Source organism: Actinomadura luzonensis, assembly GCF_022664455.2.
In the GTDB taxonomy this organism is placed as follows: Bacteria; Actinomycetota; Actinomycetes; order Streptosporangiales; family Streptosporangiaceae; genus Nonomuraea; species Nonomuraea luzonensis.
In genome coordinates this window covers 21,062-37,074 of sequence record NZ_JAKRKC020000001.1, presented here as the reverse complement: position 1 = coordinate 37,074, position 16,013 = coordinate 21,062, and the positions used below count along the sequence as shown (strand labels likewise).

12 protein-coding genes are annotated in these 16,013 nt (G+C 72.1%); 4 read left to right on the top strand and 8 right to left on the bottom strand.

What is annotated here, in order from left to right; translation table 11 throughout:
* The first annotated feature begins 47 nt into the window (after positions 1 to 47).
* A complete protein-coding gene (locus MF672_RS00165) occupies positions 48 to 1,535 on the top strand; it encodes a cobyric acid synthase (RefSeq protein ID WP_242381169.1) in 1,488 nt (495 codons plus the stop codon).
* Here the strand turns inward: MF672_RS00165 and MF672_RS00160 are convergent.
* Entirely contained in the window at positions 1,480 to 2,499 is a 1,020-nt protein-coding gene (locus MF672_RS00160) for a 1-acyl-sn-glycerol-3-phosphate acyltransferase (protein ID WP_242381170.1), read from the bottom strand. The genes MF672_RS00165 and MF672_RS00160 overlap by 56 nt on opposite strands.
* 36 nt (positions 2,500 to 2,535) lie before the next feature.
* Entirely contained in the window at positions 2,536 to 3,348 is an 813-nt protein-coding gene (locus MF672_RS00155) for a patatin-like phospholipase family protein (protein ID WP_242381171.1), read from the bottom strand.
* Between the two features lie 142 nt (positions 3,349 to 3,490).
* Here MF672_RS00155 and MF672_RS00150 point away from each other — a divergent pair, with 142 nt between their 5' ends.
* The 3 genes from MF672_RS00150 (at position 3,491) to MF672_RS00135 (ending at position 6,499) form a co-directional block, all read left to right on the top strand.
* On the top strand, positions 3,491 to 4,414 hold the full coding sequence (locus tag MF672_RS00150) for an ABC transporter ATP-binding protein (protein WP_242381172.1): 924 nt from the start codon (positions 3,491 to 3,493) through the stop codon (positions 4,412 to 4,414).
* Entirely contained in the window at positions 4,380 to 5,183 is an 804-nt protein-coding gene (locus tag MF672_RS00145; protein WP_242381173.1) for an ABC transporter permease subunit, read from the top strand. The genes MF672_RS00150 and MF672_RS00145 overlap by 35 nt, the downstream gene beginning before the upstream one ends.
* Before the next feature lie 149 nt (positions 5,184 to 5,332).
* Positions 5,333 to 6,499, top strand: coding sequence for a PucR family transcriptional regulator (locus tag MF672_RS00135; protein ID WP_302893134.1), 1,167 nt, complete (start codon positions 5,333 to 5,335; stop codon positions 6,497 to 6,499).
* Positions 6,500 to 6,508: 9 nt separating this feature from the next.
* On the opposite strand, the gene MF672_RS00130 is transcribed toward MF672_RS00135, so the two are convergent.
* The 6 genes from MF672_RS00130 to MF672_RS00105 form a co-directional block, all read right to left on the bottom strand.
* Positions 6,509 to 7,120 (bottom strand): DUF6461 domain-containing protein, encoded by a 612-nt coding sequence (locus MF672_RS00130; RefSeq protein ID WP_242381174.1) that lies wholly within the window; start codon positions 7,118 to 7,120, stop codon positions 6,509 to 6,511.
* An 82-nt stretch (positions 7,121 to 7,202) separates the two neighbouring features.
* The gene (locus MF672_RS00125) at positions 7,203 to 10,517 is read right to left on the bottom strand and encodes a DNRLRE domain-containing protein (RefSeq protein ID WP_242381175.1); all 3,315 of its coding nucleotides are present in this window, start codon (positions 10,515 to 10,517) and stop codon (positions 7,203 to 7,205) included.
* Between the two features lie 689 nt (positions 10,518 to 11,206).
* Positions 11,207 to 11,884, bottom strand: coding sequence for a LysE family translocator (locus MF672_RS00120; RefSeq protein ID WP_242381176.1), 678 nt, complete (start codon positions 11,882 to 11,884; stop codon positions 11,207 to 11,209).
* 8 nt (positions 11,885 to 11,892) lie between these two features.
* Positions 11,893 to 12,840, bottom strand: a complete 948-nt coding sequence (locus MF672_RS00115) for a quinone oxidoreductase family protein (RefSeq protein WP_242381177.1) — start codon at positions 12,838 to 12,840, stop codon at positions 11,893 to 11,895.
* Between the two features lie 535 nt (positions 12,841 to 13,375).
* A complete protein-coding gene (locus MF672_RS00110; RefSeq protein ID WP_242381178.1) occupies positions 13,376 to 14,242 on the bottom strand; it encodes a Vgb family protein in 867 nt (288 codons plus the stop codon).
* Positions 14,236 to 15,897 (bottom strand): ABC-F family ATP-binding cassette domain-containing protein, encoded by a 1,662-nt coding sequence (locus MF672_RS00105; RefSeq protein WP_242381179.1) that lies wholly within the window; start codon positions 15,895 to 15,897, stop codon positions 14,236 to 14,238. The genes MF672_RS00110 and MF672_RS00105 overlap by 7 nt, the downstream gene beginning before the upstream one ends.
* Between the last annotated feature and the right edge of the window lie 116 nt (positions 15,898 to 16,013).

Sequence of the window (16,013 nt, the reverse complement as noted above, 5' to 3'; positions counted from 1 at the left end):
CAGTTACCGGGAAATTTCCTGAGCCGTGACTCCGATACGGTGATCGCATGGTCAAGGGGGGACTGCTCGTCGCGGGCACCACGTCCGACGCCGGCAAGAGCGTCGTCACCGCCGGCATCTGCCGCTGGCTGGCCCGCCAGGGCGTGCGCGTCGCGCCCTTCAAGGCGCAGAACATGTCGCTCAACTCCTACGTCACCCCCGAGGGCGCCGAGATCGGCCGCGCCCAGGCCGTGCAGGCGCAGGCCGCCGGGCTGGAGCCGGCCGCCGACATGAACCCCGTCCTGCTCAAGCCGGGCAGCGACCGCCGCAGCCAGGTCGTCCTCATGGGCCGCCCGCTCACCGACGTCGACGCCCTGGAGTACGGCGAGCTGAAGGACCTGCTGCGCACCGCCGCCCTGGAGTCCCTGGCCCGGCTGCGCGCCGCGTACGACGTGGTCGTCTGCGAGGGCGCCGGCAGCCCCGCCGAGATCAACCTGCGCGCCGGCGACCTCGCCAACATGGGCCTGGCCAGGGCCGCGGGGCTGCCCGTCATCGTCGTCGGCGACATCGACAGGGGCGGCGTGTTCGCCGCCTTCTACGGCACCGTCGGCCTGCTCGACGCCGCCGACCAGGCGCACGTCGCCGGGTTCGTGGTCAACAAGTTCCGCGGCGCGATGGAGCTGCTGGAGCCGGGCCTGCGCATGCTGCGCGAGCTGACCGGGCGGCGCGTGTACGGCGTGCTGCCCTGGCTCGACGGCCTCTGGCTCGACGTCGAGGACTCCCTCGCCCTCGACTCCCGCCGCGTCGCCGCCCGCCCCCCGCACGGCCGCCAGACCCTGCGCGTCGCGGTCGTCCGGCTGCCGCGCATCTCCAACTTCACCGACCTCGACGCGCTGGCCGCCGAGCCCGGCGTCGTCGTGCGCTTCGTCACCGGCCCCGCCGAGCTGGACGACGCCGACCTCGTCGTGCTGCCCGGCTCCCGCGCCACCGTGAGCGACCTCCGCTGGCTGCGCGAGAGCGGCCTCGCCGCCGCCCTCGCCGAGCGCCGCGGGCCCGTGCTCGGCGTGTGCGGCGGGTTCCAGATGCTCGGGCGCGAGATCGTGGACACCGTCGAGTCCGGCGCCGGCAAGGTCGGCGGGCTCGGGCTGCTGCCGGTGCGCACCGAGTTCGTCCCGGACAAGCGCCTGGCCCGGCCGGAGGGCACGGCGTACGGGCAGCCGGTTCGCGCGTACGAGATCCACCACGGCCGGGTCACGGTCGAGGGCGGCGAGCCGTTCCTCGACGGCTGCCGCGCCGGCGACGTGTGGGGCACCACCTGGCACGGCGCGCTGGAGAACGACGGCTTCCGCCGCGCCTTCCTCGCCGACGTGGCCGCGCGCGCGGGCCGCGACTTCGTCCCCGCGCCCGGCACCGACTTCGCCGCGCTCAGGGAGGCCCGGCTGGACGCGCTCGGCGACCTCGTCGAGCGCCACCTCGACACCGGCGCCCTGCTGGAGCTGATCAGCAACGGCCCGCCGGAGGTCCCGCTCCTCCCACCGGGAGCCGCTGCTCGCTGATCCAGGCGTCGATGCGCGCCCAGTTGTCGTACAGCCAGCGCACCCGCTCGGCCCGGCCGCGCGGCACCTCGGCGGCCGGCACCAGCCACCACTTCGCCGAGATGTGCGCGGTGTAGGGCAGCCTGCGCCAGATGTCGCCCAGCGTCACCAGGTCGTCCAGGCCGGTGTGCGCCACGAACACCACGTCGGCGGCCGGGCAGGCGGAGATGGCGGCGAGCGCGCCGTTCGGGCGGGGCGGCAGCACGTGCTCCAGGCCCCGGGCCCGCTCAGCCTCCTCGGCCAGCCCCTTCGCCTCCAGCCGGCGGATCGCGACCCGGCGGCGGCGCGGGCTGAAGTTCGCGCCCTCGGGGAAGATGACCAGGGCGTCGCGCTCGTCCATCGTGGCGGCCAGGCGCCGGATCTCGCCGATCGTCCGCGGGTGGCCGGAGCGGCGCGGCACGAACGCGTTCGGCAGCCGGTTGATCACCACGTCGAGCGTGGGGTCGTACTGGAGGACGGCCTTCATCACGATGCGGGGCCGCCGCCCGTGCGTGACGAGCAGCCGGTGGATCAGCAGGAACGAGTCACCGGGCCCGGCGTGCCGGGCCAGCACGATCACCGGGCGGGACGAGACGCCGCCCCGGCCGGCGGGCTCCTCGACGTCCAGGCGCAGCCGGAAGATGCGCACCGCGGCCCCGTACACCCGCGACAGGAACCACGTGACGAGCCCGTAGTGGCGCTCCTGGTGCCGCGCCCCGCCCGCCACCCACAACCACAGGCAGGCGATGAGCACCAGCGACTCCAGTGTCAGCCACGCCACCCCGAACCACACGAACCGCGGCCCCCGCCGCTGCGGCGGCGGCAGCCGCATCGAGGCGGCCGCCGTGACCACCAGCCACAGCGGCAACGTCACCAGCATCGCCACGGTCACCACGATGACCAGCGGCGCCAGCACAAGCCTGCGCAGGATGCGTGGGGGGAGCAACCAGGCCTCCTAGGACGTCGTCCATCTCCCCTGCCCTCATCCTCCATGCTCGCTCAAATAGCGCGAGGACGCGTGATAGGCCCGGTCGATGCAGGCCGAGACCTGCGAGACGTCGCGGTAGCGGAGCGGCGACAGCGGCTCGGTCGCCCCGGTGGGCAGCACGTGCACCTCGACGCCGTCCGGCAGGCTGGCCATGTCCTCGGCGAAGCGGTGCCGGCGGGCGATCTCGAACGCCACCATGCCCACCTCCCAGAACCGGCGCGGCGGGCTCAGCGGGCGCTCGATGCGGCCGACGTGCAGCACGTACACGCGCTTGGCCCCGAGCTGCACCGCCCGGCCGACCGGGATGCTGTGCACCAGCCCGCCGTCGTAGAAGTGCTCGCCACCGATCACCACCGGCGGCAGCAGCCCGGGCACCGCGCACGACGCCAGCACCGCCTCCACCAGCGGCCCGCCCGTGAACCAGCGCGCCGCCGCCCGCTCCACCGAGGCCGCCACGCACTGGAACGGCACCTCCAGTTCCTCGATGCGGCCCGCCCGCACGGTCTCGGCCAGCAGGTCGCGCAGCGGCCCGATCGGGTGCAGGTGGGTGCCGGTGCGCGCCAGCGTCGACAGCCGCGCCATCCACGAGCCCGCGAACGCGGTGCGGACCACGTCGGAACGCCACAACCCGGTCAGCCGCTCCACCGCCTCGCCCGGCCCCGCCGCGATCACCGCCCCGTTGAGCGCGCCCACGGACGTGCCCACCACCAGGTCGGGGCGGATGCCCGCCGCGTCGAGCGCCTGCAACATGCCCACCTCGTGCGCGCCGAGCACGCCGCCGCCACCGAGCACGAACGCCGTCTCCACACCCTCCACCCTCTCACCGGCCGGACAGTGCCCGGCGCAGCCCACCGGCGCGCGGCGTTGCCGCGCCCCGGAAGCGAACGGCCCGCCAGGCTGCCGGATCCGCCCGCTGACGCCGCGCCCCCTCCGGCGGGACGATGCCCCCATGACAGCAGTGGTGCAGGCCGAAGGGCTGACCAAGTACTACGGCAGACGCCGGGGACTGGAGGATCTCGACCTGGAGATCCAGCCGGGCGAGGTCTTCGGCTACCTCGGCCCCAACGGCGCCGGCAAGACCACCACCATCAGGCTCCTGCTCGACGTGATCCGGCCGACCCGCGGCCTGGTACGGGTGCTCGGCGGCGCGCCGCGCGAGGCCGCCACCCGCGCCCGGGTCGGCTACCTGCCGGGCGACCTGGTGCTGGAGAGCCGCGACCGCGCGATCGACTACCTGCGCTTCCTCGCCCGGGTGCGCGGGGGCGTGCCCGAGTCCCGCGTCCACGGCCTCGCCGAGCGCTTCGACGCCGACCTGTCGGTGCCCATGCGCAAGCTCTCCAAGGGCAACCGGCAGAAGATCGGGCTCATCCAGGCGTTCATGCACGAGCCCGAGTTCGTCATCCTCGACGAGCCCACCATGGGGCTCGACCCGCTCGTGCAGCAGGAGTTCCTGGCCCTGGTGCGCGAGGTGCGCGCCTCGGGGCGGACCGTGCTCATGTCCTCGCACGTCCTCGCCGAGGTGGAGAGCGTCTCCGACCGGGTCGGCATCGTCCGCGGCGGCCGGCTCGTCGCCGTGGAGAACGTCGCGGCGCTGCGCGAGAAGGCGGTGCGCCGGGTCGAGCTGCACTTCGACGCCCCCGTCCCGCGGGCCGCGTTCGAGGGGCTGCCGGGCGTGCGCGACCTGCGCGTCGAGGGCGCCGCCGTGCGCTGCACGATCGACGGCCGGCCGGACGCGCTCGTCAAGGCCGCGGCCCGCTTCACCGTGGTCCACCTGGTGAGCGCCGAACCCGACCTCGAAGAGATCTTCCTGACCTACTACAGCGACGAGGAGCGGCACGATGATCGGCCCGTTGATCGCCAAAAGCCTGCGTGACCAGCGTAGGGTCGTGTTCTGGTGGACCGCCGGCCTCGGCGCCTTCATCGCGCTCTACCTGGCCGTCTACGGCAGCGTCCGGCAGAGCCCGGAGACGTACGGGCCGGCGATGATCGCCAAGTTCCCCGGCCCGCTGCGCGACCTCATGGGCGGCCTGGAGGACATGACCTCCGGCGCCGGCTACCTCCAGACGGTCGTCTACCAGCTCTTCGTCCCCATGTTGTTCATCGCGTGCGCGACGCTGCTGGCCAACCGGGCGCTCGCCGGGCCCGAGGAGACCGGGACGCTGGAGCTCGTCGTCACGCTGCCGGTGGACCGCCGGCGGCTCGTGCTCGCCCGGCTCGCCGGGCTGGCGCTCGCCCTGCTCGGCGTGGCGGCCGTGACGCTGCTGGTGGCGTGGGGGATGAGCGCGGCCGAGCAGAACGGGGTGCCGTTCGACCGCATCCTCGCCGGGCACCTCGGCGTGCTGCTGCTCGGGCTGTTCTTCGGCACGGTCGCGCTGACCGTGGGCGCCGCCACCGGGCGGCGGCTCGTCGCCTCGGCCGTGGTCGGGGTGTGGGTGGCGGCCGGGTACATGGTCGTCACCGTGGGCCGGTCCGTGGCGGCCATCTCCTGGCTGAAGTGGGTCTCGCCGTTCCACTACTACGCGGAGGGGAGGCCCATCTATGAGGGGGTGCCGGTGGGCGACTACCTTGTGCTGGCGGGGGCGACGGCCGTGCTCGCGCTCACCGCGGTCCTCGCCTTCGACCGGCGCGACGTAGGAGTGTGATGACCACCCCGCACCCACCCGCCGCCTCCCACCACGGCGGGTCCGCCGATCGGCGCGGCGATCGCGAGCCCGCCCCACCCCCCGCCTCGCCCCCCGCCTCGCCCCCCGACCCATCCCTCGCCTCGCCCCCCGACCCGTCCCGTACGCCGATGACCACGCCCCCACCCCCTGAACCGACCCCCGCCCCGCCCTCGCTGCCTCCTCCACCGGCCACCGGGGCGACGGGCGACCCGGCAATCCACCCGCCGGCCGACCTGGCAGCGGACCTGACGGCCGAGCTGACGGCGGCCGGGCTGCTGACCGGGCACCGGCGGCTCCTGGCCGAGGCGGCCGCCACGGGCCGCTTACCGGACCGGCGCGCCCTGGACGCCTGCCGAGCCGCCGGCAACCGCGCCGCCGAACAGGGCGTCCCGCTCCGCTCTCTCGTGGACGACGCCCTGGCCGCCGCCGACGGCCTCGCACCGGTCCTGCCGGCGTTGCGCCGCGCCGTCTCCGCCCTGATGGAGGGCTACGAGCAGGCGCAGCTCGCGGCCATCCGCGACGAGGAGGAGGCCCGCCGCCAGTTCGTGGACGACCTGCTCCAGGGCCGGGCGGAACGGCTCGCCGAACGCGCCGAGCACTTCGGCCTCCGCCTGGCGGAGTCGTACGTGGTGGCCGTCGCCGGCAACCTGCCCGCCGCGCCCCTCGCCCCGGACCGCGACCGCATCGAACGCGCCCTCGTCACCCGCTTCGGCTCGCACAACGTCCTGGTCGCCGTCCGCGACGCCCTCCTGGTGTGCGTGGCCCCCGCCACCCTGCCGGCCGCCGTCGGCGAGTTCACCCACCACGTACGCGCCCGCTTCCCGCCCGGCTGGCGCGTCGGCGTGGGCCGGCCGCACCGCGGCCCGGGCGGCGTGGTCACCTCCTACCGCGAGGCCGCGCAGGCCCTGGAGCTGGCCGGCGCCCTGTCGCTCAAGCCCGACGTCGTACGGGCCGCGGACCTGCTGGTCTTCCCCGTGCTCCTCCGCGACCGCGCCGCCATCGAGGACCTGGTGACCAGCGTCCTCAGCCCGCTGCTCACCGCCCGGGGCGGGCACGAGCCGCTGCTGGAGACGCTGGAGGCGGTCTTCGCCGCGCACGGCAACCAGACGGCCGCGGCCCGGCGGCTGCGCCTGAGCCCGCGCGCGGTGACGTACCGGCTGGAGCGCATCCGCCGCCTGACCGGCTTCTCCCCGGACGACCCCACGCAGCGCTTCACCCTGGAGACGGCGGTGCTGGGCGCCCGGCTCCTCGACTGGCCGGACGGCTACCGCCCCTCAGCCGGCCCCCAGGACTGATCCCGCCCTTCACTCCTCGTCCTCGTCCTCGTGGTCGTGGACGATGGCGGGCACGGGCCCGCGCAGCGCCTGCGCGGTCAGGCGTACGCCGCTGGCCAGCTCGACGACGGCCATACCGGCCGCCCACTGGCGGGCGAGCGTCCGCTCGTACTGCGATTCGTCGTCCTCGCCCGGACGCACCCATTCGGCGAGGAGATCGGCCCAGGCGGCGAAGGGCTGCTCGGTGACCGGCTCGTAGAGGAAGTCATCGCTGGTGACCACCTGGCCATTCCTCGCGTAGGCGAGGCTGGAGTGCAGGTTGACGTCCCAATAGACGCTCCACGTCTCAGCGCCGGTGCTGACCTCCGCGAGGACGAAAGGAGAGGACAGTCGCCCTCCCCGCGGTTCGAGGGTCATGACGACGTCGTCGGTGGTGATCAGGTAGACCGGTGACTCGTCGAACTGCGGCCATTCGTCGACGGGGAGCCGTTCCAGCCCGGCCGGATCGGCGTCGAGCCGACGGGTGACCTCCTCCAGGGGCAGCGGACGGGTGAGACCTCTGATGACGGCCCAGCACGCGCCCTCCTCCAGGGAATGCGCTTTGAGCAGGCTCCTGTAGTGCTGGAGCACATCTTCGTACATGCGTCCGTCGTCCTTGCTCGTCATGGTGTCCAGGCCCCCGGTATGCCTGGAGTCTGCTCCAGGCATACCGGTCCTGATCCTGTTATGCGGGGCGCTGCACCTTCACGTAGAAGGGATCCCAGTTCCTGAACTCTCGTTGGGCGGATCCATCACGCCCCAGTATCCGCTGGTTCGTATAGAAACGACCGAGCCTGCCGCCGCCTCCCTCGTTGACCTTCTTGGTCACCGGACGCACTGACCATGAGTAGTTGGACGCGAAGGCCGCGCTGGCCGTGGTGGAGTTGAAGGGGTATTCGTCGCACTGTCTGATCGTCTTGTCGTAGTCAGGGAGTTTGTCGCACTCGGCCCGTATCAGGCGACCGCTCTTGTTGTTCTTGGTGCTGTTGATCGAGCGGTACAGCGGCAACTGGGCGCCTCCTCGGGCGTCGGCGTTGCCGGGGAAGGTCTTCGACGCGCTGTAGGGAGTGGTCTTCAGCGGGAAGTTGAAGGCCGTCCAGATGTGCCCCGCGACCGATCGGTACGTGGAGTTCGGGTCGTTGGACGGGACGCTCGGGTCCGAAGTTCCGTCCGTCAGTTTATACGTGAGCGTCGGCGGTTTCTGGTACACGACGCAGCCGGCGCCGATCGAGCTGACGATGTAATGTGCGCTGTCGCAGCGGATCGACGGCAGCGTGTCGTACGAAGCGGCTGAGACGTTCTCCGTCAAGCTCGTCACCTTCGACCAGAAACGCGGCTTGCAGATCGCGACCGCGTCGAGGTCGTCGTAATCATTGTCGTCGACCGACTCCACGTTGAAGATGGCTTCGGTGTTCGGCCAGACGGAGTTGTGATAGGTGTATTGCGTCTGGCCTGTTATGCGACAGCGTTGCGGCCCTGGCGTGTCCTCGAGCTTCATGCCGATGGTGATTTTCGCGTACCTCGGGTACGCGAGCCCCTTGGTGGTGAAGTGGTTCACCGTGACGCGTGCCTGGAACAGGCGGTCGTATTTGTCCTTCCCGGCATTGTAGGTCCGGATACGGATGACCGCCTCACCGTCGATGTAGTGCGTTATCTCGGGGAACGCGAATTTCATCTTCGCCATGCCCACGTGCCGGATCGCACAGTAGTTGAAGCGGTTCTTGGCATACCCGCCCGGCCAGAACACGCCCGCGTTCACGCCCGGGTCCCTGGCCTCGTCCTCGTGCTGGCGGCATTCGGCCTCGGTCATGAATCCGTCCCCGAACGGCGGAACCGTCTGGATCGCGGCGGCCGACGCCGTCGTCGTGGCTCTGCCGGCCGTGGACGAGGACCCGGCGATCGTCACGGACAACACCGGCGCCAAGAGATCCGCCGGCTCGGATGACGGCGAATCGAAGTAGCGCTCGTACGCGCCCTGCTGAGCCTCCGGATCCGCGCGGAGCTGGATGCCGTTGTTCGGGCTCCCCGAGGCCCAGCCTGCGGCGATCTGCGTGACGTTCCAGTTCATGTCCGCCGTCGCGTCACACGACGGGGCCGAGTCGGGAGTGATCACGGGGGTGGCGGACGTGAGAGGCTGCGAGTCCCAGGTGAGGGTCGCCTCGTCCCAGGAGGAGGTCACCCGGTAGGCCTTGATGGCGGTCTGTGCAGCCGTACAGTAGCCGTAGCGGCTGCGGAGCCTGAGCTGAGCGCTCTTCACCGTCTTGCCGGCCAGGGCCGCCGCGTCGAACTTGAGATAGGTGCGGGACAGGTCGTAGGTGCCGTCCTCCCAGTCGTAGCTCCCCGCGACCAGTTCGGGAATGCCCTGTTCCTCGTAGCCCCAGTTGGTGGTGCTGGCGGCGGAGGACAGGGGGAGGTCCACGGTCACTTCACCGTCCGGCGGGCCGGTCGGTGTGACCGTGGGTGTCGGAGTCGGGGCGTCCGGGTCGTCCGGCTCCCAGTAGTAACCCTCGCCTTCGTCGGGGGTCTCGAGGTCGGTGAGCTCTTCAGGGGTCAGGTCCGGAGGCGTCTCCTGCGTGTCGGCGTCTACCTCCGTCCGGCTGCCGGTGGTCGCGGACGTATCGTGGATCTTCTGGTCGTCGGTGCCTGGATACGTGGGAATGCCCGTGCTCTCACGGCTCTTGATGTCATCGATCTCAGCCTGCGACGGCGGGTCCGCGGGCTTGTCCGCCTGGAGATAGGTGAATTCGGTGGACGGCTCGAACTCGACGAAGAGCACCGGCCCGCGTGGCCCCGTGGTGCCGGCTGAATAGCCGTATTCGGCCGAGCGGTACTGACGCCAGTTGGTCGCGTCGGATTCGTTCGCCGCGCGCAGCAGCAGTCCGTTGTCCGCTGCTCCGTCCGCCCACGCCTGCGCGATCGGCTCGATGGAGTAGTAAAGTTCGCCCTCGCCCCAGGAGCAGGTGTCGCTGTACGCGGCCTGGTTGACGACCTGGCCGGAGGTGGTGGTGGCCGGTTGCGAACTCCAGGAGATCGTCGACGGATTCCATTCGCCGGTCACCCTCCGCACCTGGATGCCTGATCCCACCACGTTGCCGCAGGCATTGGAGCGGTAGTTCCACAGCCGCAGGTCCGCGTTGAGAATCTTCGCCCCCATCAGCTGGAAGGAGGCGTCCATCTGGAATCCGATGAACGTGCGCCAGGTCTCGCCACCGTTGCTCGACTTGCCCGCCCTCAGCCAGGTCGAGCCGCCTTGGGAGTTGGGATACTGGACGCTCGAGACGAAGGTGTCGATGGCGCGTCCGGCTCCCAGCCATTCCGAGCCGCCCGCTTCGACGGTCACCGGGTACTGCGTCGCGGGGTCGGCGAGGAACGCCTCGTCCATGGCAAGGACGAGTTCCGAGTCCGTCGCCGCCGTGACGTGCGCGACGGCCCGCCGGCCGTCGTCGGGGCCGCCTTCGACCGCCGCCGCGTCGAGCATGGGAACACCGGTGATGTCCACGAGCTTCTTCTTGCCGTCCTTGAGCTGCGGCCGGCCGCCGGGGCCCCCGCTGAAGGTCAGGCCGGCGGGCAACGCCATCGGCAACTCGACAGCGGCTTTTCGTTCGGGACGCTCACGAATGATCAGCGACTGGGTGAATCCGGTGGGCGATGCCGTGACCGCCAGATCGACGCCTTTGCCGTAGGCGTCGGGATAAACGGCGGTGTTGCCCGAGACCGTGGGCTTGTTCAGTCCGCCGGCCGGCGGCAGCAGGGCGGCGCGGCCCTTCTCGCTCCGGAGTTTGGCCACCGGGCCGTTGCCGCCCGCTGACAACTGCAGCCCGTTCTTGGCCGCCTTCGGGCGTAGGACGCCGTTCGCCACCACCAGCGTCGTGTCGATGGGCAGCCATTTGCCGCCACGCCGCACCCGGACAGGACCTGTGTTGAGATAGGCCTGCACGGTCCTGCCGTCCGGCGCCGCGAAGAACTGCGTCGTCTCCGTGGTCCAGGCGTCGATCTCCACAGGCCGTTTCTGGCTCGCCGCCTCCTGGCGGGCCTGCGTGAGTTGTTTCGGCTGAGGAGGAGCTTGCGCAGGAGGCGCCGACGTTCCTGCCGCGGACGCCGTGCCGAGTGCCGCTGTGGTCAGTGACGCGGCCAACGCGACGGCTGCCAGGACGGCGATGCCCCCCGACCTTCGGCGGGCCAGTTCTCCGCGGGATAACTTGGAGTACGGATGACCTTTCAAGTGCTCTCCTTGTCGATGGCGCCGGTAAGAGATTCATCGATCACGAAGAAATGCGGCCGGCAGCTGGCTGCCGGGGTGAAAGGCGTGTTCCGGAATTGATGTCGGCCGGGCGCGCGATATGTTCGGTTCCGTCCGCGGGATGCGTCGGACAACGAGGCGGTACAGCGGGTGCAAAGCCGTACTCTTACTCTTCCTGCGTTTCCTGCAAAGGGCGCCCGTATCGCTAATCTTGCCCCTGCCAGAGGGTAACCGACGGAAGCGCGGCCCTCAAGAGATGTTCTGGCTACTGCGTGCGCACGGAGGGTGGCTTATCATTTTCCTGCCCGCGGCGAATTGCCCGAACTCGTGATACGGCGCCCTTTATTCGTGGTGGTCGGCGACAGCGCTCATCCCGCGAACGCCCAATGCTCAGGAAGCGCCGCCGAGGCGGGAGCGGGATGACCGGCGCGGGTCACCTTGGCGGCGGGTCAGTCGCTCGCCAGCGCCAGCCGCACCCCGAACCCCACGATCACCGCACCGCACAACCGGTCGAGGAGGCGCCGCACCGCCGGCGACCGCAGCACGCCGCCCATCAGCGCCGCGAACCCGATCAGCAGCGCGCTCCACAGCAGCCCTTCGGCCACGTGCACGCCGGCCAGCAGCAGGCCCATGACGGCGTGCGGCGCCCCGTCCGGGATGAACTGCGGCAACATCGCCACGTAGAACGCCCCGACCTTGGGGTTGAGCAGGTTCGTGGTGAGCCCCCGACGCAACGCCGCCCAGAAGCCGCCCTCCCCCTTCTGCCCGCCGGGCCCCTCGGCCTCCTCCGGCTGGGGGTCGCCCTGGCGCCCCCGCCGGGCCAGGAGCATGCGCAGCCCCAGCCACACCAGGTACGCCGCCCCGGCCCAGCGCAGCACGGTGTACGCGGTCTGCGAGGCCGCCAGCAGCGCCGACAGGCCGGCGGCCGTGAGCACGCCCCAGGTGAGCGTCCCGAGCTGGATGCCGAAGGTCACGCCCCAGGCCGCCCGCCTGCCGCTCATGAGCGACGTACGCAGGACCAGCGCCGTGTCCAGCCCCGGCGTCACGGTCAGCAACGCCACCACGGCCGCGAACGACCACACGGCCCCCGCCACCTCCGCCCCCGCGAACTGGGCGGGAACGGCCATGGCGCCCGTCATGGGATGAGCAGCAGCTTCCCGGTGGTGCGGCGTCCCGCCAGGTCCTCGTGCGCCTGCCGCGCCTCCGCCAACGGGTACCGGTGCGAGACGTTGACGTGCAGCCTGCCCTCCGCGATCCAGCCGAACAGGTCGGACGCCCGCTGGAGCAGCTCGGACCGCTCGGCGATGTAGTGCACCAGCGTGGGCCGGGTGAGGAAGAGCGAGCCCTTCCTGTTGAGGACCTGCGGGTCGAGGGGCGGCACCGGGCCGCTCGCCGCCCCGTACAGGGCCATCAGGCCGCGCGGGCGCAGCACGTCCAGGCCGCCGTCGAACGTCGCCTTGCCGACGCCGTCGTACACGACGTCGATCGTGCCGCGCAGCGTCTCCGCGAAGTCGTCGTAGCGCAGCACCTCGTCCGCGCCGGCCTCGCGGGCCAGCTTCTCCTTCTCGGCGGTCGAGACCGTCGTGTACACCTTGGCCCCGCGCAGCTTGGCGAGCTGGATCAGCAGCTGGCCCATGCCGCCCGCGCCGGCGTGGACGAGGACCCGGTCGCCCTCCTTGACCTCGTGCGTGGAGTGCGTCAGGTAGTGGGCGGTCATGCCCTGCAACATCGTCGCGGCCGCGACGTCGGCCGACACGCCCTCAGGCACTGGCACCAGCCGCCCGGCCGGAACGATGGCCTTCTCGGCGTAACTGCCGAGCACGTTGGCCCACGCCACGGTGTCGCCGACGGCGACGTCCTGGACGCCGGGCCCGACGGCCGAGACGGTGCCCGCCCCCTCGGAGCCGATGGTGATCGGGAGCGGCAGCGGGTACGTGCCGGAGCGGTGGTAGATGTCGATGAAGTTGACCCCGCTGGCGGCGACGTCGACCACGACCTCGCCGTCACCAGGAGTGGGGTCGGGACGCTCGACGTACTCGAGAACCTCGGGACCGCCCTGGGCGGAGACGATGATGGCATGCATCCCCCTAGTCAACTCCGCCTCCGCCCGGGACCGCCACCCGGGTCCCCCTCCCACCCCACCGTCCGCCCCCCTGCCACCCCACGGGGCCCATCCGGCCATGGGGCCCATCCGGCCATGGGGCCCATTCGGCCATGGGGCCCATTCGGCCACGGGGCCCATTCGGCCACGGGGCCCATTCGGCCACGGGGCCCATTCGGCCACGGGGCCCATTCGGCCACGGGGCCCATCCGGCCACGGCGCCCATTCGGCCACGGCGCCCATTCGGCCACGGCGCCCATTCGGCCACGGCGCCCATCCGGCCACGGCGCCCATCCGGCCACGAGGCGCTTCCGTCGTGGGGCGCTTCCGCCGTGCGGCACCCTTGCCGTGCGCCACCCCCGCCATGCGGCATAGCAGCGGTGTCCCGTGGGTCGGTGTCACGTGGGGCGGTGATGTGAGGGGGTGGTGTGAGGGGCGGTGGCCTCAGCCGTTCGGATTGTCATCGTCCGGGGTGGTCAGGAGTGGGGACCGGTGGCAGGAAGCCGGGCGGGTGTGGTCAGGCGGTGGCGAGGCGGGCCAGCGCGCCTGCTTCGAGTGCGACCCAGACCCCGCCATCGGGACCGACCGTGAGCCCGTGCGGCTCCACCCGCCCTTCCTCGGACGACGTGAGCGGGAACTCCTGGATCGCGCCGTCCCGAACGGTGAGGCGGCCGACGCGGTCGGTGCCCCACAGCGTGAACCACAGGGTGTCACCGGGACCGGCGACGATCGCGTGCGGCCGGGAGGCCCGGTCGGGGAGCGGGTACTCGTCGATCTTGCCGCTGGTGTCGATGCGGCCGACCTGCCCGGCGCCGATCTCCACGAACCACAGCGCCCCGTCCGGCCCGAGCGTGATCCCCACCGGTGCGGCGCCCTCGGTGGGCAGCGGGTGAAGGGTGATCTCACCGGTCAGGGAGACGCGGCCGATGGCGTTGCCCTGGTTGAGGGTGAACCACAACGCGTCGTCCGGCCCGGAGGTGATGAAGGCGGGCATGCCGCCGTCCAGCGGGATCTCGAAGGCGGAGCGCTCGCCGTCCGGGCCGATGCGCCCGATACGGCCGGGCTGCATCTCGGTGAACCACATGGCGCCGTCGAGCCCCGCGGCGACGCCGAACGGGGAGTCGGCAGGGAAGGAGGTCACCTGCCCGTCGGCGGTGATGCGGCCGATGCGGCCCCCCTTGCCCTCCGCGAACCACATCGCCCCGTCGGGGCCCGGCGTGATCACGGTCGGCTGGCCGTCCGCCGGGTCGAGCTGGTGGATCACGGGCGTGCCGCCGGGTTGGAGGCGCCCGATGCGGCCCTGGTGCACGAGGGTGAACCAGAGCGCCCCGTCCGGGCCGGTCGTGATCCCGTACGGCGTGCCAGCGTCGATCTTGGTCAACATGTGCGTCCCCCCGAGAGGTGTAGGTGCTCGCCGCGGAAGCGGCGGGTGAGCGCGCGGTCGTGCGACACCACGACGAGCGTGCCGTGGTAGTGGTCGAGTGCCTGCTCCAGCTCCTCGGCCAGGAGCGGCGAGAGGTGGTTGGTCGGCTCGTCGAGGAGGAGCAGGTCGTGCTCGCCGGCCAGCAGGCGGGCCAGCGCGAGCCGGCGCCGCTGCCCGACCGACAGGTGGCCGGTCTTCTGGGTGAGCGTGTGCGGGGCGAAGAGCCCGGTGTCGAGCAGGGCGGCCTCGCGTTCGTCGGGGTGGCCGTGCCCGTAGGCGTCGAGGACGGTGCGGCCGGGATCGAAGGTCACCTCCTGGGGGAGGTGGCCGACCTTGATGTGGTCGCGGGCGGCCTGCTCGGCGAGCGCGCGCAGCAGCGTGGACTTGCCCGCGCCGTTCGGGCCGCGGACGAGCAGCCGCTCGCCGGGGGCGAGGGCCAGGTGGTCGATGCGCAGGCGGCCGCCGGCGATCCGGAGGTCGCGGAGCTCGACCAGCGGTGCGGGGTGGGTGCGGGACGTCGTGGGCTGACCTGGGGCCGGGTGGGCGGGGGACGTCGTGCGCTGACCTGGGGCCGGGTGGGCCGGGGACGTCGCGGGCTGGTCCGGGGTCGAGTGGGTGAAGGCGCCGCGGAAGCGGAGCGGGGACGGCGGGCGGGGGACCGGGTCGGCCAGGAGGCGGCGCAGCCGCTCGTGGGCGTTGCGGACCCGGCTGGAGATCGAGCTCTGCACGCGGCCCGCGTTGCGGTCGTAGGCCATCTTGTTGTTGTCGCGCATCAGGCCGCCGGCGGCGACGCGGTGGGCGGTGGTGGCGGCGTGCTCGCGCACCTGGCGCACCTCCTCGCACCAGTCGGCGTAGGACTGCTCCCAGCGCGCCCGCGCGGCGGCCTTGGCGGCCAGGAAACCGCGGTAGCCGCCGCCGAAGCGGGTGACGGCCGCGCCTTCCACCTCGAGGACGGCGGTGGCGACGCGGTCGAGGAAGACGCGGTCGTGGGAGACCACGACGACGGTGCCGCGGTGCTCGCGGAGGCGGCCCTCGAGCCAGGTCAGCGCCGCCTCGTCGAGGTGGTTGGTGGGCTCGTCGAGGAGCAGGAGACGGGGGGCGGCGGCCAGCACGCAGGCCAGCGCCAGCCGGGCCTGCTCGCCGCCGGACAGGCTGCCCAGGACGCGGTCGCGGGTGACGTGGGCCAGGCCGAGACCGTGGAACGCCTTGTCCATCCGGGCGTCGGCCTCGTAGCCGCCGCGGGCCTCGTACAGCGTCTGCAGGTCGCCGTACTCGGCCAGCGCGGCCGCGGTGTCGTGGCCGGACGGCGCGGTGGCGTCGTCGCGGGTGGAGGCGTCGGACAGGGACGACTCCAGGGCGCGCATGCGGTGCTCGATGGCGCGGAGACCGGCGAGGGCGGCGTCCACCGCCTGCTGGACGGTGTGGGTGGGCGGCAGGTCGAGGGTCTGGCCGAGGTACCCCACGTCAAGGGGGGCCCGGACGTCGCCGTCGCCCACGGTGATCTCGCCGTCGTCGGGGCGTTCGACGCCCGCCAGGAGCCGGAGCAGGGTGGACTTGCCCGAACCGTTCTCGCCGACGACGCCTGCGCGCTCGCCCGCCTTCACCGACACCGTCACGTCGTCGAGGACGACATGCTCGCCGTACGACCGGGAAACGCCTCGAAGGTGGATCAGGATGGAACTCCAATCGCTACTCAGGTAGCTTTAGCTTGCCACAGTCGGGGAAGCAAACG